Raw genomic sequence first — 19,758 nt, forward strand, 5'->3', positions numbered from 1 at the left:
CACATCACGGATGAGACGCTCAGGAGCAATCTTTGTCGCGGGTTTGTTCCGAGTGCGGCACGGTTCAAGCCGTTTCGCCCAGCGGCTCACGCTTGATTTGCTGACTCCGAAACGCAGAGCCGTCTCTTCAAAGCTCAGACCATCCCGGTCTTTGATCTCCAAAACCTTCCGACGAAAATCTATTGAGTATGCCATACTCACAGTGTAGTCATTTTATACTACTTTGGCTATAGCACTTAGCTGTCAGCGTGTCAAGAGAAATTCATCGCCGCTTTTGAATATGCAATAAGAAGACGCAAGACGTGCGGGAATGACTTACGAAAGAGAATGAGAATCCTTCTCAGTAGAGACACGCTAAGAGGATATACCGCAGCCAGCTGCCGGGTTCAAGGCCAACGCAGGAGGCTGGCAAAAAGTGTCGGGCGAGGAAGTAGAAGAGTATCGAGCGAGAGCAGGCAAGAGACTCGAGCGAGGGAAAGAGGGAGACTCGCTCGAGTCTCTTTGGAAACGTCGAGCGAGGAATTTTGGAAGTGTCGCTCGACAAAATACGGGCGTGGCGGGCGGCGGGGGGGAGTTATGTGCGCGGCTGAACCTCAGCCCTTGAAATACTGTGCGGCCAAATCAACTTCTTCCTTAGAGCCGATGATCAACGGCACCCGCTGATGCAGCTCGTCCGGCTGGATGTCGAGGATGTTCCGGCCTGTGTCGTCAATCGCCCGCCCGCCCGCCTGCTCGACGAGCAGGGCCAGCGGCGCGGCCTCGTAGAGCAGGCGCAGCTTGCCTTTGCCGCTTTTTCGGTCGCGGGGATAGACAAAAACCCCGCCTTTGATCAGATTGCGGTGGAAATCCGCCACTAACGAGCCGATGTAGCGCAGGCTGTAGGAGCACTCGCCGCGCTCGTCCAAGTCCTTCAGATGCTCGACATAGGCGCGGGTGTTGTCGTGCCAGTAGCGGGAATAGGCCTCGTTGATGCTGTAATACTTGACTTTCGGCGGTATCTTGATGTCAGGATGGGAGAGGAAGAACTCGCCCACGCTGGGATCAAGAGTGAAGCCCTGCACGCCCTCGCCGACGGTGTACACCAGCATGGTGCTGGAGCCGTAGATGATGTAGCCCGCCGCGACCTGCTCGCTGCCCTTCTGGAGCAGGTCGCCGATCTCGCCTTGGCCGTTCTGGCTTTTCCGGCGGTGGATGGAAAAAATCGTGCCGATGCTGACATTCACGTCAATGTTCGACGAGCCGTCGAGCGGATCAAAGGCCACAGTGTACTTGCCCTCGTAGCCGTCTAAAACCGGAATCGCGCCTTCATCTTCTTCCGAAGCCATGATGCAGACATAGCCGCACTGCTCCATCCGCCGTTTGATGGTCAGGTTGGCGAAATCGTCCAATTTCTGCACCTGCTCGCCCTGAATGTTGACCTGGCCGGACTGGCCAAGAATGCCGGCCAGCCCAGCCATGTTGACCTCGGCGCTGATGATTTTCGCGGCCACGATCAGGTCGTTGAGGAGGCCGGTCAGCTCGCCCGTGGCTTCCGGGTGGCTGCGCTGGCTGTCCATGATCTGGCGGCTGACAGTTACGCCTTTGCGTTTTGGCATGTCGCGCTCTCCTTGCTGTGAAGTTCAGTGATTTCAGATTCAGGGCTGCTTGGCCGCAGGCTGCCAGCCGCGCACCAAATTAAGCAGGGTGCGCACGCCGATCCCGGACGGCCCTTTCGGCACGTAGCTCTTTTCGGTGAAGCTCCAAGCCGTGCCCGCGATGTCAAGATGCGCCCACGGCGTGTCGCCGACAAACTCCTGCAAATAGGCGGCGGCGGTGATGGTGCCCGCCTCCTTGCCGCCGCTGTTCTTGATGTCAGCGACGTTTGATTTGATCTGCTTGGAATACTCCGGCCCCAGCGGCAGCCGCCAGACCGGCTCGCCTGCGCGCTCGGCGGCGGCGTTGATCTGCGCGGCCAAGGTGTCGTCCGTGGCAAGCAGGCCGCTGCGGTGGTGGCCAAGGCCGATGATCACCGCGCCGGTGAGGGTGGCGAGGTCAACTACCGCGTTCGGTTTATACGTGGCGATGCCGTAGGCCAGCGCGTCGGCGAGAATCAGGCGGCCTTCCGCGTCGGTGTTGACGATTTCCGAGGTGATGCCGCCGAAATGGGTGATGACATCGCCGGGCTTGAGAGCTGTGCCGGAGGGCAGGTTCTCGCTCGCCGGGATCAGGGCCACCACGTTGATGCCCTTCAGCTTCTCCTCAGCAATGGCCTGCATGGCGCAGATCACCGCCGCGCCGCCGCACATGTCGTACTTCATCTCCTCCATGCCCTGCGGCGACTTCAGGCTGATGCCGCCGGAGTCAAAGGTCAGTCCCTTGCCGACCAGCATCAGCGTCGGGGCTTTTTTCTCGTCGCTGCCCTGATAGCGGAGAATGACCAATTTCGGCGGCTGCGCTGAACCCCGGCTCACGCCGAGCAGGCCGCCCATGCCGAGCTTGCGCATCTCCGGCTTGCTGATGACCGTGCATTCGAGGCCGTGCTCTTTGACCAGCTTCTCGCCGAATTCGGCGAAATGCTTGGGAGTCCAAGCATTGCCTGGCTCATTGGCCATGTCTCTGGCCGCGCAGACCGCCTTGGCCGCCCGCTCGCCCCGGTGCAGCCCCTGTTTGACCGCGTCCTGATCAAGGCCGCCCGCATGAAGAGAGACCGCCTCGATGTTCACCGTCGGCTCATCGTCTTTTTTCCTGCTCTTGTGCCGGTCGAAACGGTACGCGCCGAGCAGCATTCCCTCGCTCACCGCCTCCGCGACTTCGTCGTCGGGCAGGCTGGTGTTTTCCGGCAGAACCGCGAGCAGACTTTTCACCTTCAGCTTGGCCGCCTGCTGCGCCGCCGTGCCTGCGGCCAGACGGAGCTGCTCGCGCAGAACATCCGCGTTCATGCCCTCGCCGGTCTTGCCCAGCCCGACCGCCAGCACCCGGCCAGCAGCCAGATTGTGCTTGATGTCCTTTTTTGCGGCGGCAGGATAAAAGAGAAAGGTTTCCCCCTTCTTGCCGGAAAAATCCTTGTTCTTCCACGCGTGCTTGATGTTCCGCCGCAGCACCTTGCAGGGGCACATCACCGCGCTGCCCCCGCTCTCCCGGATGAAATAGACGAGCATGTCGCCGTCAAACTGCTCCAAATCGCCTTTTTCCAGCTGAATCTTCATGCTTTGCTCTCCGTCTGGTTTGCTCTGTCATCTGATTTCGGCTTGGCTCCGCCGCCGCAGCCGACGGCATTATACTCTGTTCCGGCGATTGGCAAAACAGTTCGTTTCAGGTAAGATGCAGAAATTGTCAGAACAATCGAACTCAGGAGGAAAAACATGGTTCTCGAACTTGTCCTTGCCGTCAGCCTCGCGCTTGTGATCTCAACGCTGTGCAGCCTGGTGGAGGCCGCCCTTTACTCGCTGTCTCTAAGCCGGATTGAAATGATGGCCGCAGAGCGTCCGGCGACAGCGGCAACGCTGAAAAAGCTGAAAAATAACATTGATCAGCCGATCACCGCCATTCTCACGCTGAACACGGTCGCCCATACTATGGGTGCCTCTGTGGCAGGAGCCGCCGCCGCTCAGGTCTTCGGTGAAAACCGCCTGATCTGGTTCTCCGCTTTTTTCACTCTCGCCATCCTGCTCATTTCAGAAATTCTGCCGAAAATCATCGGCGTGGCCTTCAGCATGTCTCTGGCTCCCTACATGGCCCGGCCTTTGAGCTGGCTGGTGTTCATCTTCAAGCCGGTCATTTTCGTCGGCCAAGTGATATCGCGTTTAGTCCCGAAGAGCAATGAGCACTCCATCTCCGCAGAAGAACTGATGATCCTCACCCGCCTCAGCCGCAGCACCGGCGAAATCTGCGCGGAGCAGGAGGCGGTGATCACCAACATCATCGCCCTGCGCCGCAAGACGGTGCGGCAGGTGATGACCCCGCGCACCGTCCTCTTCAGCATGAGCAAAGACGCGACCGTGGCTGACGCGATGCGGGAGGAGCGGTGGAGCGTGCACAGCCGGGTGCCGGTCTGCGGCGAGGACAGCGACGACGTGGTCGGCATCGTCCGCAGCTACGCGGTGATGGCTGCGGCGGCCTCCGGCGAGGCGGAGCGCAGGCTGGAGGAGCTGATGTTTCCCGCGCACTTCGTCCCGGAGATCGCGCCCTTGAATAAGGTGATGCTGGAGTTTTTTGAACGCCGCCAGCATCTTTTCGTGGTGGTGGACGAGTACGGCGGCGTGACCGGGGTCATCAGCCTGGAAGACATCATTGAGGAGATCATGGGCCGGGAGATCATGGATGAGTCCGACCGCACCGGCGACATGCGCGACTTGGCCCGGAGCAAACGGAAGGCCGCAGCAGCTGAGGCCGCCTCAGCCCGCTCCGGCAACGGCGCAGCACAGCCGCCCCTCGCGCAGTAAAATCACCCTTCGGCTTCGCTCAGGGAGCTTTCGGCACCACGCAGGGAGCTTTTTGCAGGTGCCCTGAGCGAAGTAGAAGGGCAAACCGCCTCAATACTGCGCCGGAACCCATTCAAAGCAGCCGGTCTCGTCCAGCGTCCACGTCTTGCCGTCCTTGGCAAAATTGGCCATTTTCCAGCTCAGTTCGGTGCCGATGATTTTTTCCAGCTGATTGCTGGAGAAAAAGGCCGCATACCATTGGCCGCGCTCGGCGGCGAAGATGCGTTCCAGCGTGCCGTCCAAACGCCAAAGCCGCAGCGTGCCGTCAAAGGATGCGGAGAGGACGCACTGGCCGTCAGGGCTGAAGGCGCAGCTCCGAACTCTTCCCTCATGTCCTTGGAAGGTCAGAAGGCAGTGGCCCGCCATATCCCAGAGCTTCAGCGTATTATCATCGGATGCGGAAAGGATACGACTGCCGTCCGGGCTGAAGCAGCAGCTCTGAACTCCTCCCTCATGTCCTTGGAAGGTCAGAAGGCAGTGGCCCGCCATGTCCCAGAGCTTCAGAGTGTTATCATCGGATGCGGAAAGGATGCGGCTGCCGTCCGCTCTGAAGCTACAGTTTAAAACATAGTCTTCATGATCTTTGAAGGTGGAAATGCAGTGACCCGTCAAGTCCCACAGCTTCAGGGTGTTGTCCCACGAACTTGAGAGAATACGGCTGCCATCAGGGCTGAAACAGCAGCTCTGAATGTACCACTCATGACCTTTAAAGGTGGAGATGCAGCGGCCCGTTAAGTCCCATAGCTTCAGGGTGTTGTCACCAAGAGCAAGAGGAGTATCGTCATCGGCAGCAGAGAGAATATAATTGCCGTCCGGGCTGAAGCAGCAGCATAGAATCAATCCGTCTTTAGGGATGCTGCTGGCTGAAAGGGGGCGAATGAATACGCTCAAATTATTCTGCTCTGGCTGTACATCCCATATATTATTGTTGTCAGAGGAGGGAGTGCGCTGACTCGCTTCCTCGTACCCTTTGAAAGTGGAGACACAATGACCAGTGTCCGTTGCCTTCCAGAGCTTCAAGGTATAATCATCGCCAGCAGAGAGGATATAGCTGCCATCAGGGCTAAAACAGCAGCTCCAAACCCTTGGGTTGTTGTGGCCCTGCCGCCAGTCTGCTAAGTTAAAAGGTTCTGCTGCTTGGCGAGCGACTGGTGGAAAGCAATGGGGTTGCGGTAGAGAGGTAGTGCCTTGACAATTTGCCAGCGTTATCCGATCTTGTAGGGACAGCCTGCCCGCCGTGTTGCCCGCATCCTCAGGGCCGGGACAAGCACAGGGGCTTGCCCCTACAGGATTGCATTCCTGCCACGAACAATCCCGCCACAAACTGCCGCTGATGTTGCCCTGCCCGATGTCAATCTGCTGGAAATGACAATCCAGCCATTGGCTGGCGTGCGCCTCGGCCTGATCAAGCAGGAGCGTTTGCCCGCGCAAGCCCCGGATTTGCCGGTTGGAAAGGAAGCTGCGCCGCAAATCAACATCTCCCAGCTCAGGCGCAGCCTTTTTCTGCCGGGCCAGCTCGGCAATAATATCCAAAGCCAACTCTGACATATCTGACCAAGGCCGGGCCAAGGTCGCAGCCAGCCCCTTGTTGATTCGCGCCAATTCCTGTTCAGTCAGCAAGGCCAGGCTGTCAAAGACAAACTGCCGGGTCAGGCTGGAAAGTGCCTGCTCCATGCGGAAATCCTCATCCTCCTGCCACTGCCGCAGCAGCCATTTGCTGAGGAAAAATTCCTGCATCGAGCTGTGGGAAAAGCCGAAGTCCTGCTCGCCGAAACGCACCAGCAGGGTGGAGTTGCGCAGGTCTTTCTCCAAAACCTGCCAGTCCTCGTCCCGGTACTGGGCAGCCAAAGCAGGCCGCGCCTCCAGCCAGGCGCAGAACCAGTCGTTGAGCCGGTCAATCTGCCAGACTTGGGTTGCCCCCTGCCAGAACGCGGCGGCCAGATCGGTCAAAAGCTGCTGCTTGTGGCGCGGCTTGAGAATATGCTTTTCATCGTCCCGACTGATGCTGTCCGCAATCAAAGCCTGATAAAAGGATGCCGCATTGACAGGCAGGCCCTGGCTCTTCATCTGCTGCAAGTCCGGCAGAGTGCGGGAGAGCTGGCGGAGCATGAAAGGCCGCTGGGCCAAGTCCTTCAAATAGGCTTCGCTGTCAATGAAGGAAAAGACCCGGTTGGCATCCCCGCTGCCCAGCAGGCGGGTGAGCAAGCGGAGAATCTGGCTGGAAGAAAAAGGCAGCAGATGGAGGGCGCGGTAGTCCTCGCCCTGCACGCCGCTGCGGTTCAGGCCGAGAAGAAAGCTGTCCATCTGGCTGATGGTCTCAAAATGGTGGGTGCGGCAGGAGATGACGATTTTCACCCGCGCCCGCCCGTCCTGCGGAAAGACCCGCAGCAGCTCGTTGAGGAACTGGCTGCGCATGTCATTGGTGTAATAGACCAATTTTTCATCCAGCCCGTCAAAGATGAGCAGCAGCAGCCCCTGCCGGGCCGCCTCAATCAGCTCTTCCGCGCTGTAGTCCGCACCTTTTTCCGCCAGACGCAGCACCTCTTGCAGCATTTCCTCCAAAGTCGGCTGGCGGGTGATATTGCCATCTCGGACAAAGGTCGGCACATCGCGCAAGTCGAGATAGACCGGCCTTGGCAGATTTGGATTTGTTGCGCAGCGTTCCGCGAGCTGCTGGGCGAAAACGCGGCAGGTGAAGGTCTTGCCCATGCCGTAATCGCCAAGCAGGGCATACAAACTGGTCTCGCTGTTCTCCAGCCAGTCGAACAGGTCGGCAAGGGTTTCGTAAGAAGTCTTTTCCTCTTCGTTGTCTTTATTTTTTTTCTTGAATCGAGCGGCCAGCACCTCGATAGCAGCCTCTGTAAGCGTTCTTTTGCCAGATGTGCGGACGTTATGCCGATTGCCTATGGTTGGCTCAAATTCGTCGCAGCAATACTCTGCCAGCCTGCTGCATCCCAGATGAGAGCAGAGCGGTTTCTCCTCCGCCTTTTCCTGCCTCCGGCTCAGTTCCTCCCGCTGGAGCTGCGGCAAATCCTCTGGCTTGCAGCCTGTGCTGGGCTGGTATTCTTCCGGCAGATACTCCCGGTTGACCCGCCCCGTCACCTGCGGCAGCTCTTTCGGTGCCTGAGCAGAGAACTTCAGCCGCGCCGCGCCGCCCTTGGCCTTGATGCGGGCCACAGTGATGGAGCGGAACACAGCGGCGGCATTTGCATTGCCGCTGCGCTCCGCCTCATCCGCCGCCTGCGCCGCACCTGCCTTCAGCCGGGACAAAAAACTGCGGCAGGCGCCGTCCGGGTCTTTGCTGCCTGCAAAGAGCAGTTCAATCATGGCCTCGCGGTCTGTCTCGCCCTGCGGATCAAGGTGCTGGGTCAGCAAATTGAGGTTGCGGCAGTCCGCAGCCCCAAGCTCGCCGGATTTGATCAGCAGGTCAAAGGCCCGCAGCACGTGGTCAAGCATCGTTCCTCCTTGTCAGCTTGGCGACAGCGTCGAGCAGCGCGGCCAGCTTGTCCGCATTCCAGAAAAAACTGACGCAAAACAGCAGTCCAGCCAAGAGCAGCAGGCGGGGAAAGGTCAGATGCTCAAACAGAGCGGCGATGAAAGTGAGAAATTCTGCGCCCATGGCGGTCTCCTGCGGCGAAGATTGATCAGAGATGCTGCATCCATGTCGGAAGCATACCCGCTGCGGCAGGCGAGCGCAAGAAATATTTTCACGACCATGAATTTTGTGAAATCAGTTCTTGGAAAAGGTTTGCCTCAGACGGTGCCTGCTGCCGCAACGGCGCAGCGCAGCCGTCCCTCGCGCAGTAAAATTTCAATTTCTTCGCCCGGTTCCGCCTGCTCTGCCGCTGTGATCACCGCGCCGTTTTTCTTCATCGCCACTGCATAGCCGCGAGCCAGCGTGGCTAACGGGCTGACCGCATCAAGCAGCCCCGCCGCCCGCGCCAAGCTCTGCTCTTTCGCGCTGATCAGCCGGTCTACCGCCTGCGCCAATCGTCGCTCCAGCTCGGCCAGCCGCTGTTCCTGCAAGGCAAGAGCCTGCGCCGGACTTTGCTGGCGGAGGCGGTGTTCCAGCCGCTCAAGGCGGCTTTGTTTGTCCGCCAGCAGGGTGTGCATGGCCTGCCGCAGCCGCCGGGTCAAAGCTGCGGCCTGATCGGCAAGGGCGGCGTTGTCAGGCAGGAGCATTTCCGCCGCCGCGCTGGGCGTGGGAGCGCGGAGATCAGCGGCGAAATCAGCGATAGTCCAATCAATTTCATGCCCCACCGCGCTGACCACTGGAATCGCCGAACGCCGGATTTCCCGTGCCAGCCGCTCGTCGTTGAAGGCGGCCAAATCTTCAAAAGATCCGCCGCCCCGGCAGAGAACGATGATGTCCGTGTCCATCCGCCCCAGCGCGGCCTGCCGGTTGATTTCCGCAACAGCCTCGCGCAGTTCCGCCGCCGCGTTCGCGCCCTGCACCGAAGCGGGATAAACGCTGATCCGCGTCTGCGGGCAGCGGTCGCGGGCCACGCGGATGAAGTCGTGCGCCGCTGCGCCGCTCGGCGAAGTCACCAAGGTGATATGGCTGGGAAAGGGCGGCAGCAGCTTTTTCTTGGCCTCGTCAAACAGCCCCTCCTCGGCCAGCCGCCGCTTGAGCCGCTCAAAGGCGAGATGCAAGCTGCCCGCGCCCTGAAAGTCCAGCCCGTCCACGACCAGCTGGCAGTCGCCGCGCTGCTCATAGACCGAGAGCCTGCCCCGGCAAATGACCTGATCGCCGTCCTTGGGCTGCCGCTCCAGCTGCCGCCGCTGCATTCGGAAGAGCACCGCCTTGAGCTGGGCCGCCTCGTCCTTGAGGGTGAAATAGAGGTGGCCGGAGGTCGGCTGGCGCAGGCCGGAAATCTCCCCGGTCACGCTGACCAAGGCGAAGCAGCCCTCCAGAACAGTGCGGGCGGTGGCGGCCAGTTCGGCCACGCTGAAGATATGCTGGCTGCGGTTCACTGCGGGTTCAGAGCGGGACGCTCGGCTCCTGCGGCTCCTGTTCGGAAAGCGATTCAAGGATGTTGAAAAAGCAGCTTTTTTCAGCAGGATTGAACCGCTCCTGGAGCTGGTACGGATATTCGGTGACGGCGCTGGAGGCGATGTCCATGCAGGTGTGCAGCAGCGACTCCCGCAGCTTCTGATTGTCCCGCTCGTCCGCCGCCGAAAGCCGGACAGGCTTGACAAAGCCGCGCAATGTCTGCATGATCTCCGGGCTTGGCCGACTTGTCAGGAACCTGTTGACGAAATCTTTAGCCTTTTCGGTCTCCAGCACTTTGCATCCTGCCAGTTTGTTGACATGAGAAACGTGCTTGTCGATGTAATCGTCAAGGACGGCGACCTCGCCCGCCTGAGCTTGGCCATCGGCCCAAAGCATCTCAATCAGCGGGATGAAATCAATCAGATAGACCTGCTCTCCTGTGATGCCGAAACGTTTCAGCGCAGCCAGCGCAGCTTGTCGTGAAATAACATTGTCCTCTGTCATTGCGGATCCTCCTTGCTCAGGGGTTACGGCGGGCCGTCATCAGCTTTCGGGAGGCGCAGCCTGCGCCTGGTGAAAATTCCCGAATGGTTATGCAGCTCAAGCTATCAGATCATGCCCGATCCTGCAAGCGGCTTATGGCGCAGGCAGGCAGATTTTCCGCCCGCGCCGCTCTCAAGCTGTCCGGCGGCAGACGAAATGCGCCCTGCCGCCGCAAAAGATAATGTCTTTTTCAAGCGGCACGGTATAATACTCTGTTCACCCCCGCAAGCCGGAAATGGCGCAATAATTCATCCACAAAGTTGAGAGCGAAGCATGGACAGCAAACCAAAACATGTCTTTAACGTCACCCTGCAAGAGCAGGCCGCTGTCGGCACTCCCGGCGTGCTTGACCAGCTCCATCTGCCGCCTGCGGTGATCAGCTTTTTGCAGAAAAATCAGCGCATGATCTGGCGGATTGTCATTATCGCGGCAGTGGCGGTCACCGTTGTTTCGCTCTATTTTTCGTGGCGCGAGCACACGTTGAACAAAGCTGCGGCCGCTTACGATCAGGCGGTTGAGATCGCCGATGCGCAGCAGAAGCGGGATGCGCTCCAGAAGGTCGCTGATGACTACGGCTCCACGCCGTCCGCGCTGTGGAGCCGGATCGCGTTGGCTCATCTCGATCAGCAGGAGGGCAAGACCAAGGAGGCCATTGCCAAGCTGACCGCTGTGGAGGCGGAGGTTTCGGCGAAAAACGCGCTCAAGCCGCTGCTCTTGGTCAATCTTGGCGGCCTTCACGAGCAAGACAAGCAGTTCGACAAGGCTGAGGCGGCGTATCAGCAGCTCAAGGGTTTCAAGGGCTTTGAGCCGATGGCCTTGGACAGCTTGGGCCGGGTGTATGAGGCGGCAGGCCAGAAGGACAAGGCGGTGCAGATGTATCAGCAGTACATGGGCCTGACCGAGCTGGGCAAGGAGAAAAAAGAAGGCGCACCGGTGCACAGCTTCCCGGAGCGCGAGCTGGTGCAGGCGAGCTTGAACCGGCTGCTGAAGTGATGCAGATCATCCGTCATCCTGCCGAGATGACCGCTTGGGCCAAGGAGCAGGCCAAAGCCGGGCGACGCATCGGCTTGGTGCCGACGATGGGCTTTTTCCATGAGGGCCACATCAGCCTGATGCGCCGGGCCGGGCAGCTTGCCGATCAGGTGGCGGTCAGCCTCTTTGTCAATCCGACCCAGTTCGGCCCGCAGGAGGACTTGGCCGCCTATCCGAGGGACTTCGAGCGCGACTGCGCAATGGCTGAAGCGGCGGGAGTGACCGCGCTTTTCGCCCCGGAAGCGGCGGAGATGTATCCTGCCGGATTCAGCACCACAGTCACAGTCGGCGCGGAGCTGACCGGCCATCTTTGCGGCGCGTCCCGTCCCGGTCATTTCGCTGGAGTGGCCACAGTGGTCTGCAAACTCTTCAGCATTGTCCGGCCTGATCTGGCCGTGTTTGGCGAGAAGGATTTTCAGCAGCTTGCCGTGATCCGCCGGATGAACGCTGATCTCAATCTCGGCGTGGAGATAGTCACCCACCCGATTGTGCGCGAGGCGGACGGGCTGGCCATGAGTTCGCGCAACACCTACCTTGCGCCGCAGCAGCGGGAAGCCGCGCTCAGTCTTTCCCGCGCCCTCGCCTTGGCCCGCAAAATGGCTGCCGCAGGCGAGCGCAGCGCGGAGCGGCTGACTGCCGCGCTTCTGGATTTCATTCATGCTTTCCCGGAAACAGCCGTGGACTACATCAGTTTTGTTCATCAGGACAGCTTGCAGCCTGCCGTCGAGATTGATTCGCAAACCGTGCTGGCCTTGGCAGTGCAGATCGGCGGCAAGGTAAGGCTGATTGATAATGGATTGGTGCTATGAAATCATTCTCAAAGTGGACTATCGCAGAAGTTGAAGAAACCTTTGCGCTCAATCCGTGCAAGCAGCTTGAGTCTCTGAATCAGTGGCTGGATGCCACTGCGTCACTTGCGCCTGATGAGCAAGATTTGATCGCGGAGTTGCGCGAGAAGTTGCTCGATCATGTTTGGGATTGGAACGAAAGCGAGCTAAAAGGAAAATTTATCTTCCCCTTGCTGGCAGCCGTTAATTTTGACGAGGAGCAATATCAGTCATTCATTGAGCGAGAAATCTCTATGGCGATAGACAACGACACGATTTCTGGCGTGGTTGATTTCTTTGTCGCCAGCGGCAAGCGTTATCCCAAGCATCCGTATTTTTTCATCCACGAATTCAAGAAAGAGCGTGAGGCATCTGGCGACCCGCTTGGGCAATTGATAGTCACGATGGTGGCAGCGCAGAAGCTAAACAATGACGGCAAGCCGGTGTATGGCTGTTATGTCATGGACAGACTTTGGTTTTTCGTCGTGCTGCAAGGAAAAGATTATGCGGGTAGTTTAGCGTATGATGCAACGAAAGATGACATCAAGGAGATCTTCAGCATTCTGAAGAAAATGAAGGAATTTATCCTCAAGCTGATTGTTACAGAACAATGACATAGCAGGGTAATAAATTGGAACGGATATTTACCGAACTTTCTAATCCTGTATGGTGGTTCAGTGTAGTACTTGCTGGGATTGCCATCAATGTGTTTTCTTCTTATCTGAAGGGTGCGATAGATAATGTTTTCTCAAAAAGTTCTGGATGGTGGAAGAATAAGTCATTAGCTCGTAAGAAGGCATGGGAAGAGCAAGTAAACAAACTTGCTTCCAATAGCAAAGAGAGAGACGATGCTGTTGCAGCATGAGATCCGTTATAGGTTAAAATCAATTTTTCTTTTACTATTATCTATAATTATCTTTTCTTCTTTTTTGGCTGTAGGGTTAGTCTTCCCTTCTCTCTTGGCTTCTCTTCTTAAGAGAATTTTTCTCGCATTATCTGCATGTTTTTCTTTCTCAGGTTTTCTCGCATGGAAATTCGCAGAAGATACAGAGGCCGAATTGAAAGAAGCGAAGGGTAGGTTATCAAAACAACTTATTCAAGAAGATGTTGATGCTTGAAAACATTTTCAAATCATTACCACCAGAGACAACAAAAGAGGTCTTTGACGTTCTTCTGCAAAACAAACACATCCGAATTGAGCGCATTGTTTCCGCAGGGCATACATCGCCTGCTTCTGGTTGGTACGATCAAGAGGAAAACGAGTGGGTGATTGTTCTTGAAGGAGCTGGAACAATTTTATTTGAGGATGGCAGGAAGGTGACACTGAATAAAGGAGATTTTCTGCATATTCCCGCCCATGAGAAACACAAAGTCGCTTGGACAGACCCGGACAGACTGACGATTTGGCTGGCAGTGCATTATTCTGGGATAGCGATTTTTGATTGAGCGGCTATCAAAAAAGTCTTCTTCGACAGTGCATTACCGAGATGGTTTTGAAAATGAAAGAATGGCAGGTGTTCATCGATTTGGATGAATATTCGATTGAAAATCCGGGCAAGATCATTGGCATTTTGCTCAATATGGCGGCACCGGCTGCCTGAAAGAACATGCCCCCATTCCAGCAGCACAGCCGCATCCTCGCCAATCAGCCGCTGACCGCCGATGTCTTCCGGCTGACCGTCCATGCGCCGGAGATCGCGGCAGCTGCCGCGCCGGGCCAGTTCGTCATGGTTCAGGTCAGCGGCAGCCTTGACCCGCTCCTGCGGCGGCCTTTTTCCATCCACAGCCGGGGCGCGGACGGCAGTATCAGTCTGCTTTTCAAGGTCGTGGGCCGAGGCACCGCGCTGCTTGCCAAAGCCCGGCCCGGCGATGCGCTCGACCTGCTCGGCCCCTTCGGCAGGGGCTTTGATCTGAGCGCAGCCGAAAAGCCGATCTGCCTGATCGGCGGCGGCATGGGCATCGCCCCACTGCTCTTTCTTGCCCAAGAATTGCCCGGCAGAAAATACGCCCTGCTTGGCGCACGCAACCACGACGAACTGGCACCGCTTGCCAAGGCGTTTGCTGAATTAGGCTGCGCAGTGCAGCTTGCCACCGACGACGGCAGCCTCGGTCATCACGGCTTCATTCCTGATTTGTTAGACGAAGTGCTGCCGGACGTGAGCCGGGTCTGCACCTGCGGCCCCAGCCCGATGATGCGCGGCGTGGCCAGCATAAGCCGTCAAGCCGGAAAAGCCTGTCAAGTCTCGGTGGAAACCCACATGGCCTGCGGCATGGGAGCCTGTCTCGGCTGCGTCATGCCGGGCGCGGACGGACGGCAGGTGCATGTCTGCACCGACGGCCCGGTCTTCAACGCGGAGGAACTGGCATGGCAACTTTGAAATCTGATCTGCGGGTGCGCATCGGCCCGCTGGAACTGCAAAATCCTGTGCTGACCGCTTCCGGCACCTTTGGCTATGCGAAAGAATTCGAGCCGTTCGTCAATCTGAACCGGCTCGGCGGCATCATCGTCAAGGGCATCTCACTGGAGCCGCGTCTAGGCAATCCGCCGCCGCGCATTGTTGAGACCGCCTGCGGAATGCTCAACGCCATTGGTTTGGAGAATGTCGGCGTTGACCGCTTCATCAGCGAAAAAATGCCGTATCTGCGCACGTTGACCGTGCCGCTGCTGGTCAACATTCTCGGCGACTCGCTCGATGACTACCGCGAGCTGGCCCGCCGCTTGGACGAAGTGCCGGGCATCAGCGGCATTGAGATCAACATCTCCTGTCCGAACGTGAAAAAAGGCGGCGTGGCGTTTGGCGCGTCGCCGGAGATGGCGGCAGCAGTTACAGCGGCAGTGCGCGGCGCGACCAAGCTGCCGGTTATTGTCAAACTTTCGCCCAATATCAGCGATATCACCGTGATGGCCAAGGCCGTGGAAGCGGCGGGCGCGGACGCGGTCTCACTGATCAACACCTTGATCGGCATGGCGATCAACGCCGAGACGCGCAGGCCGCGCTTGGCCAACATCATCGGCGGCCTCTCCGGCCCGGCGATCAAGCCCATCGCCCTGCGCATGGTCTGGCAGACAGCGCAGGCGGTATCCATTCCCGTGATCGGCATTGGCGGCATCAGCACGGCGGAGGACGCAGTGGAATTCCTCCTCGCCGGAGCGACAGCGGTGCAGATCGGCACAGCCAATTTCTACGATCCCTCGGCAGCGGAAAAGATCATCAGCGGCTTAGAAGCGTATTTGCAGCGGCATAACGAAGAGCGGATCAGCAATCTCATTGGCGCGTTGGACACAGGAGGAAAGTGATGGAGCTGGGCAAAATTTGCGTCTCCTTGGCCGGAGCGGATGCGGCAATCATTGGCGAACAGGCGCGGCAGGTTGCAGATCTGGCTGATGTGCTGGAAATCCGCCTTGACAGCATGACGCTGCCGGAGCCGGAGAAGTGCTGCTCGCTGCTGCGCAGACCGCTGCTCTTCACCAATCGTCCGACTTGGGAAGGCGGCCAGTTCGCCGGAAGCGAGGAGGAGCGCATTGCCCCGCTCGTGGAGGCGGTGCGGCTGCGGGCTGACTATGTTGATCTGGAGCTGCGGGCCGCGCTGCACAGCCGTCATTGCTTGCTGGAGGCGATGGAAGAAAGCCCGACCAGGCTGATTCTCTCTTGGCATGATTTCAAGGAAACTCCGTCCGCCGCCGAGCTGACCAATCTGCTCCATCAGATGATTGCCAGCGGCGCGCATGTCGGCAAGATTGTCACCACAGCGCAGAACGCCAATGACGTGCTGCGGGTGCTGGCTCTTCAGCAGGAGGCGCGGGCCGCAGGCTTCCCGCTGACCGCCTTCTGCATGGGCGAAGCGGGCCGCATCAGCCGCTTGGCCACGCTCTATCTCGGCGGATATATGAGCTACGCTTGTTTGAACGACGCGCAGGCCACCGCGCCCGGCCAGATTCCCGCCGCCAAAATGCGGAAGCTGAGGATGCTGCTGGGATAGTTTGTTATTTTGCAACAACGAAACGCGCCATGCGGAAGATTGCTGATCAGGCTTTTTGATTGCGGAGGATTGTTCAAAAAACACCTTGCCGGAGGCAGTCCGCTTTGGTTAGATGAAAAGAGGAGCGGGCGGTTTTGTTCCACCTTCTGTTTCTCAGAACAACAGAGGCGTTTCTCTTCCGGCTTTGGAAGCCGTTGCATTTTCCGTCGTCACTCTGGTTGTTCAGACGGGAAGGAGCCAGTCATGTGCACAGAGGCGAAAAAACTGCTGCTGGTCGAGGACAGCGACGACCATGCCGAGCTGACTGAATTTTACATCAAGGACTGCCGCCCGGAGATCGCCGTCCGCCGCCTGCGCGACGGTGCTGAGGCGATGGCCTACATCGAGCGGACAGAGGCGGCGGCGGGACAGCAGGATTTGCCGTGGCTGGTGCTGCTTGACCTCAAGCTGCCTAAATATGACGGCCACGAAATTCTCGCCCGAATGAAGCGCAGCGTCCGGCTGGCGAAAATTCCGGTGGTAGTGTTCTCCACCTCCAACTCCGGCAAGGACATTGAGCAGGCTCTGAACAGCCATGCCAACAGCTATATTGTCAAGCCGATGGAAGCGGACAAATACGGCGAGGTGATCAGCGAGCTGCTTCAGTACTGGGAGCTGAACCAACATCATTTGCTCCGCGAGCCGCGCCTTGCCGATGCCTGACCAGCCGCTCCGCATCCTCCTGATTGAAGACAATGAGGATCACGCCGACCTCTTCGTCGCCAATCTGAGCCTGACCGCCTACGCCGGAGCGGAGATCGTCCGGCATGATGCCCTGCGCGACGGGGAGGAGGAGCTGCGGCGCAGGCATTTCGACCTGCTCTTCATTGATCTCTCGCTCAAGGACAGCACCATCCCCGAAACCATGTCCCGGCTGCGCGAGCTGGGGCGACGTTGTCCGGCTATCGTCCTCACCTCCCTCGACGACCGCCGCACCATCCTCGAAATCATCCGCAAAGGCGCTGACGACTGCCTGCCCAAATCCGAGCTGAACGACATTCTGCTGGAGCGGATCATCCATTTCAATTTGGACCGCTGGCGGCTCCGGCAGCAGCTGATCAGCAGCGAGGCATCCTACAAAGATCTCTATCACAACTCGCCCAACATGCTGGCCTCTGTCCACGCCGAGACAGGACGGGTGCTGAACTGCAATCAGGTGCTGGCAGACAAGCTGGGCTGGACGCGGGCCGAGATCATCGGCAGGGACATTTTCTCCCTCTATCATGCGGACAGTCAGGCGGCGGCGCGGAACGCCTTTGCCAAATTTCAGGCAACAGGCATGGTCAGGAACGCCGAGCTGCGCCTGCTGCGCCGGGACGGCAAAGCGCTTGACGTGCTGCTCAATTCCTCAGCAGTGCGGGACGAGCAGGGCGAAATCATCCACAGCCGGGCGACATGGATCGACATCACCGAAAAAAAGACGGCGGAAAGAAAACTTCATCATATCCAGCGGCTCAACCGGCTGATCATTGAAACCATCCCTGATCTGCTCTGGCTGAAAGACGCGGACGGAGTCTATCTGGCCTGCAATCCGCGCCTCGAACAATTTTTTGGCGCGCCGGAGGCGGAGATTGTTGGCAGGACAGATTATGATTTCATCAGCAAGGAGCAGGCTGACGCATTCCGGGAACGCGACTGCCAGGCCGCTGATGCGGGCCGGTCGCTGACCAATGAGGAGTGGATCACCTTTGCGGCGGACGGCAGAAAAATGCTGCTGGAAACCACTAAAGTGCCGCTGTTTGACGAGGAAAGCCGAGTGACAGCGGTGCTGGGCATCGGCCACGACATCACGGAGCGGCACGAGGCGGCGCAGAAGGCGGAGGCGGCCAACAAGGCCAAGTCGGTCTTCCTCTCCAACATGAGCCATGAGCTGCGCACCCCGCTCAACGCCATTCTCGGCTACACGCAGATTTTTCTCGGCGACGAGACGCTCACCCCCCGGCAGCGGAGCGGCATCAGCACCATTCATCAGGCCGGCGAGCATCTGCTTTTGCTCATCAACGACATTCTCGACATCTCCCGCATTGAGTCCGGCAGGCTGGAGCTGATCGAGACGGAGTTCTGTCTCTCCCCTTTTTTGAAAGGCATCCGGGAGATCATCCAGCTGCGGGCAAGAGACAAAGGGATTGATTTCATCGATAAAAGTGAAGGTCTGCCTGCGGTGGTCATCGCCGACGAGCTGCGCCTGCGGCAGGTGCTGCTCAACTTGCTCTCCAACGCGGTCAAGTTCACCAGCTCCGGCTGGTGCGCCCTGCATGTCAGGGCGGAGGCGGCAGGCCACGGGCTGGCGCGGCTGGACATCGCGGTGGAGGACAGCGGCGCGGGCATCTCCGAAGAAGATCAGAAGCTGGTCTTTGAGCCGTTCATTCAGGTCGGCGAGCGGCTTCAGCACCGGGAAGGCACCGGCCTTGGCCTGGCCATCAGCCGGGAGCTGGTCCGCCTGATGGGCGGCGAGCTGCGGCTCGTCAGTCCGGTCACGGACAGTCCGCAGAACGGCTTCGGGCCGGGCAGCCGCTTCCTGTTCAGCATCACAGTGCCGGTTTCCGAGCATCGGGCGGCAGCTGGGCCGCAGCTGCGCCGGATCCGGGGCTACATCAGCGCGCGCGGGGCCGAAAAGCCGCTCAAGGTGCTGGTGGTGGACGACAAGCTCTCCAACCGGGCCGTGCTGCGCGACACCTTGGAGCCGCTCGGCTTTCAGGTGCAGGAGGCTGCGGACGGCATTGAAGTGCCTGCGGCCTGCGCCCGCTTCCGGCCGGACATCATTCTGATGGATCTGCGGATGCCGAAGATGGACGGCTTCGCCGCCACCGCCCTGCTTAAGGAGCAGGAGGAATTCCGCCATATTCCGGTGGTCGCCGTGACCGCCTCCATCGCCGAGGGCGAGACCTTCCGCCGCCGCTGCCTGGACAACGGCTTCAGCGACTACATCCATAAACCCTTTTCCGCCGAGGAGCTGCTGGAAATCATCGCCGCCCACTTGGAGGTGAAGCTGGCCTACAGCGATCCGGCGCCGGAAAATGCGGCCCCGGAGGAGATCGTGCCGCCGCCGCAGGCGCTGCTCGACGAGCTGGCTTGGCTGGCGGAAATCGGCGAAATACAGGGAATCACTGAGAAGGCGGAGGAAATCGCCGGGCTGGAAGGGGGCCGCTGCCGGGCCTTCGCCCGCCGGGTGCAGGAGCTGGCCGATGATTTTCAATTTGAGGCCCTGCTGCATTGGATCAAAAAGGAGCAGCCGTCATGCAGCACGCCGTGAAAGAGTCCATCCTTGTGGTTGACGACCAGCCCGCCAACCTGAAGGTGCTGCTCTCCTTTCTCCAAGCGCACAGCTTTCAGATATACATCGCCGACAGCGGGTCGAGAGCCTTGAACATCCTCAGCAAAATCCTGCCAGACCTGGTGCTGCTGGACGTGATGATGCCGGACATTGACGGCTTTGAAACCTGCCGCCGGATCAAGGCTGACGAGCGGCTGGCCGGAGTGCCGGTGATCTTCATGACCGCGCTGGACAGTGTCGAAGACAAGGTGGCGGGCTTCAATGCCGGCGGTGTTGACTACATCACCAAGCCGTTTCAGCAGGTCGAGGTGCTGGCCAGGATCAAAACCCACATCATGCTGCGGAAACGGGAGCGCGAGCTGGAACAGGCTTTGGCGGAAATCAAGACACTGAGCGGCATTCTGCCCATCTGCTCCTACTGCAAGCAGATCCGCAACGACAAAGGCTACTGGCAGCAGGTTGAGGACTATATCAGCCAGCATTCGCAGGCCATGTTCAGCCACGGCCTCTGCCCGGAATGCTACAAAAAGGAAATGGCCAGCTTTTTGGAGCTGACCGGCAGGAACGGCGCGGCTGAGAAGGAGAACAAGGGCTGTCCCTCCTGAGACC

21 protein-coding genes are annotated in these 19,758 nt (G+C 58.9%); 14 read left to right on the forward strand and 7 right to left on the reverse strand.

Features of this window, described 5'->3' with window-relative positions; all coding sequences use genetic code 11:
• The 3 genes from ACNKH3_RS03685 to ACNKH3_RS03695 all read right to left on the reverse strand — a co-directional run.
• Positions 1-195 (reverse strand): IS630 transposase-related protein (locus tag ACNKH3_RS03685; protein WP_420208293.1); only part of this gene is annotated, 195 nt, incomplete at its 3' end.
• Positions 196-593: 398 nt separating this feature from the next.
• Positions 594-1,595 carry a class 1 fructose-bisphosphatase gene (gene fbp, locus ACNKH3_RS03690; RefSeq protein WP_420208294.1) on the reverse strand — a complete coding sequence of 334 codons (1,002 nt, stop codon included), beginning with the start codon at positions 1,593-1,595 and terminating at the stop codon, positions 594-596.
• Positions 1,596-1,634: 39 nt separating this feature from the next.
• A complete protein-coding gene (locus ACNKH3_RS03695) occupies positions 1,635-3,185 on the reverse strand; it encodes a leucyl aminopeptidase (RefSeq protein ID WP_420208295.1) in 1,551 nt (516 codons plus the stop codon).
• Between the two features lie 156 nt (positions 3,186-3,341).
• Here ACNKH3_RS03695 and ACNKH3_RS03700 point away from each other — a divergent pair, with 156 nt between their 5' ends.
• On the forward strand, positions 3,342-4,421 hold the full coding sequence (locus tag ACNKH3_RS03700; protein ID WP_420208296.1) for a hemolysin family protein: 1,080 nt from the start codon (positions 3,342-3,344) through the stop codon (positions 4,419-4,421).
• Positions 4,422-4,511: 90 nt separating this feature from the next.
• On the opposite strand, the gene ACNKH3_RS03705 is transcribed toward ACNKH3_RS03700, so the two are convergent.
• From ACNKH3_RS03705 to ACNKH3_RS03720, 4 genes are all read right to left on the reverse strand, one after another.
• Positions 4,512-7,916 carry an NACHT domain-containing protein gene (locus ACNKH3_RS03705; RefSeq protein ID WP_420208297.1) on the reverse strand — a complete coding sequence of 1,135 codons (3,405 nt, stop codon included), beginning with the start codon at positions 7,914-7,916 and terminating at the stop codon, positions 4,512-4,514.
• Positions 7,909-8,079 carry a hypothetical protein gene (locus tag ACNKH3_RS03710; protein WP_420208298.1) on the reverse strand — a complete coding sequence of 57 codons (171 nt, stop codon included), beginning with the start codon at positions 8,077-8,079 and terminating at the stop codon, positions 7,909-7,911. Before ACNKH3_RS03710 ends, ACNKH3_RS03705 begins: the two co-directional genes overlap by 8 nt.
• Before the next feature lie 134 nt (positions 8,080-8,213).
• Positions 8,214-9,434 (reverse strand): exodeoxyribonuclease VII large subunit, encoded by a 1,221-nt coding sequence (xseA, locus tag ACNKH3_RS03715; protein WP_420208299.1) that lies wholly within the window; start codon positions 9,432-9,434, stop codon positions 8,214-8,216.
• 7 nt (positions 9,435-9,441) lie between these two features.
• Positions 9,442-9,957: a hypothetical protein gene (locus tag ACNKH3_RS03720; RefSeq protein ID WP_420208300.1), complete on the reverse strand. Its 516-nt coding sequence runs from the start codon at positions 9,955-9,957 to the stop codon at positions 9,442-9,444.
• A gap of 312 nt (positions 9,958-10,269) precedes the next feature.
• Here ACNKH3_RS03720 and ACNKH3_RS03725 point away from each other — a divergent pair, with 312 nt between their 5' ends.
• The 13 genes from ACNKH3_RS03725 (at position 10,270) to ACNKH3_RS03785 (ending at position 19,754) form a co-directional block, all read left to right on the forward strand.
• Positions 10,270-10,989, forward strand: a complete 720-nt coding sequence (locus tag ACNKH3_RS03725) for a YfgM family protein (protein ID WP_420208301.1) — start codon at positions 10,270-10,272, stop codon at positions 10,987-10,989.
• Positions 10,989-11,837: a pantoate--beta-alanine ligase gene (panC, locus tag ACNKH3_RS03730; protein WP_420208302.1), complete on the forward strand. Its 849-nt coding sequence runs from the start codon at positions 10,989-10,991 to the stop codon at positions 11,835-11,837. The genes ACNKH3_RS03725 and panC overlap by 1 nt, the downstream gene beginning before the upstream one ends.
• Positions 11,834-12,469, forward strand: a complete 636-nt coding sequence (locus ACNKH3_RS03735; protein WP_420208303.1) for a hypothetical protein — start codon at positions 11,834-11,836, stop codon at positions 12,467-12,469. Before panC ends, ACNKH3_RS03735 begins: the two co-directional genes overlap by 4 nt.
• Before the next feature lie 17 nt (positions 12,470-12,486).
• Positions 12,487-12,720 carry a hypothetical protein gene (locus ACNKH3_RS03740; protein ID WP_420208304.1) on the forward strand — a complete coding sequence of 78 codons (234 nt, stop codon included), beginning with the start codon at positions 12,487-12,489 and terminating at the stop codon, positions 12,718-12,720.
• Entirely contained in the window at positions 12,704-12,973 is a 270-nt protein-coding gene (locus ACNKH3_RS03745) for a hypothetical protein (protein WP_420208305.1), read from the forward strand. The genes ACNKH3_RS03740 and ACNKH3_RS03745 overlap by 17 nt, the downstream gene beginning before the upstream one ends.
• The gene (locus ACNKH3_RS03750) at positions 12,966-13,301 is read left to right on the forward strand and encodes a cupin domain-containing protein (protein ID WP_420208306.1); all 336 of its coding nucleotides are present in this window, start codon (positions 12,966-12,968) and stop codon (positions 13,299-13,301) included. The genes ACNKH3_RS03745 and ACNKH3_RS03750 overlap by 8 nt, the downstream gene beginning before the upstream one ends.
• Positions 13,298-13,456, forward strand: a complete 159-nt coding sequence (locus ACNKH3_RS03755; protein ID WP_420208307.1) for a hypothetical protein — start codon at positions 13,298-13,300, stop codon at positions 13,454-13,456. The genes ACNKH3_RS03750 and ACNKH3_RS03755 overlap by 4 nt, the downstream gene beginning before the upstream one ends.
• A 6-nt stretch (positions 13,457-13,462) precedes the next feature.
• Complete coding sequence (locus tag ACNKH3_RS03760; protein WP_420208308.1) at positions 13,463-14,233, forward strand: dihydroorotate dehydrogenase electron transfer subunit; 771 nt, start codon at positions 13,463-13,465, stop codon at positions 14,231-14,233.
• A complete protein-coding gene (locus ACNKH3_RS03765; protein ID WP_417916802.1) occupies positions 14,221-15,153 on the forward strand; it encodes a dihydroorotate dehydrogenase in 933 nt (310 codons plus the stop codon). The genes ACNKH3_RS03760 and ACNKH3_RS03765 overlap by 13 nt, the downstream gene beginning before the upstream one ends.
• Positions 15,153-15,836 (forward strand): type I 3-dehydroquinate dehydratase, encoded by a 684-nt coding sequence (gene aroD / locus ACNKH3_RS03770; protein ID WP_417916803.1) that lies wholly within the window; start codon positions 15,153-15,155, stop codon positions 15,834-15,836. The genes ACNKH3_RS03765 and aroD overlap by 1 nt, the downstream gene beginning before the upstream one ends.
• A gap of 243 nt (positions 15,837-16,079) precedes the next feature.
• Entirely contained in the window at positions 16,080-16,538 is a 459-nt protein-coding gene (locus ACNKH3_RS03775) for a response regulator (RefSeq protein ID WP_417916804.1), read from the forward strand.
• Complete coding sequence (locus ACNKH3_RS03780; RefSeq protein WP_417916805.1) at positions 16,531-19,128, forward strand: response regulator; 2,598 nt, start codon at positions 16,531-16,533, stop codon at positions 19,126-19,128. Before ACNKH3_RS03775 ends, ACNKH3_RS03780 begins: the two co-directional genes overlap by 8 nt.
• Positions 19,113-19,754 carry a response regulator gene (locus tag ACNKH3_RS03785; protein WP_417916806.1) on the forward strand — a complete coding sequence of 214 codons (642 nt, stop codon included), beginning with the start codon at positions 19,113-19,115 and terminating at the stop codon, positions 19,752-19,754. Before ACNKH3_RS03780 ends, ACNKH3_RS03785 begins: the two co-directional genes overlap by 16 nt.
• Positions 19,755-19,758 lie beyond the last annotated feature (4 nt).

It is taken from the genome of Candidatus Electronema sp. JC (assembly GCF_048287365.2).
Lineage (GTDB): Bacteria > Desulfobacterota > Desulfobulbia > Desulfobulbales > Desulfobulbaceae > Electronema.

Bases quoted from the DNA above. Each gene is read 5' to 3' on its own strand.
- ACNKH3_RS03705 (WP_420208297.1), bottom strand. From the start codon at position 7,916: ATGCTTGACCACGTGCTGCGGGCCTTTGACCTGCTGATCAAATCCGGC.
- ACNKH3_RS03780 (WP_417916805.1), top strand. From the start codon at position 16,531: ATGCCTGACCAGCCGCTCCGCATCCTCCTGATTGAAGACAATGAGGAT.
- ACNKH3_RS03775 (WP_417916804.1), top strand. From the start codon at position 16,080: ATGTGCACAGAGGCGAAAAAACTGCTGCTGGTCGAGGACAGCGACGAC.
- ACNKH3_RS03695 (WP_420208295.1), bottom strand. From the start codon at position 3,185: ATGAAGATTCAGCTGGAAAAAGGCGATTTGGAGCAGTTTGACGGCGAC.
- ACNKH3_RS03710 (WP_420208298.1), bottom strand. From the start codon at position 8,079: ATGGGCGCAGAATTTCTCACTTTCATCGCCGCTCTGTTTGAGCATCTG.
- ACNKH3_RS03735 (WP_420208303.1), top strand. From the start codon at position 11,834: ATGAAATCATTCTCAAAGTGGACTATCGCAGAAGTTGAAGAAACCTTT.
- ACNKH3_RS03750 (WP_420208306.1), top strand. From the start codon at position 12,966: ATGCTTGAAAACATTTTCAAATCATTACCACCAGAGACAACAAAAGAG.
- ACNKH3_RS03785 (WP_417916806.1), top strand. From the start codon at position 19,113: ATGCAGCACGCCGTGAAAGAGTCCATCCTTGTGGTTGACGACCAGCCC.
- ACNKH3_RS03720 (WP_420208300.1), bottom strand. From the start codon at position 9,957: ATGACAGAGGACAATGTTATTTCACGACAAGCTGCGCTGGCTGCGCTG.
- ACNKH3_RS03765 (WP_417916802.1), top strand. From the start codon at position 14,221: ATGGCAACTTTGAAATCTGATCTGCGGGTGCGCATCGGCCCGCTGGAA.
- fbp (WP_420208294.1), bottom strand. From the start codon at position 1,595: ATGCCAAAACGCAAAGGCGTAACTGTCAGCCGCCAGATCATGGACAGC.
- ACNKH3_RS03700 (WP_420208296.1), top strand. From the start codon at position 3,342: ATGGTTCTCGAACTTGTCCTTGCCGTCAGCCTCGCGCTTGTGATCTCA.
- ACNKH3_RS03760 (WP_420208308.1), top strand. From the start codon at position 13,463: ATGCCCCCATTCCAGCAGCACAGCCGCATCCTCGCCAATCAGCCGCTG.
- ACNKH3_RS03745 (WP_420208305.1), top strand. From the start codon at position 12,704: ATGCTGTTGCAGCATGAGATCCGTTATAGGTTAAAATCAATTTTTCTT.
- panC (WP_420208302.1), top strand. From the start codon at position 10,989: ATGCAGATCATCCGTCATCCTGCCGAGATGACCGCTTGGGCCAAGGAG.
- ACNKH3_RS03725 (WP_420208301.1), top strand. From the start codon at position 10,270: ATGGACAGCAAACCAAAACATGTCTTTAACGTCACCCTGCAAGAGCAG.
- aroD (WP_417916803.1), top strand. From the start codon at position 15,153: ATGGAGCTGGGCAAAATTTGCGTCTCCTTGGCCGGAGCGGATGCGGCA.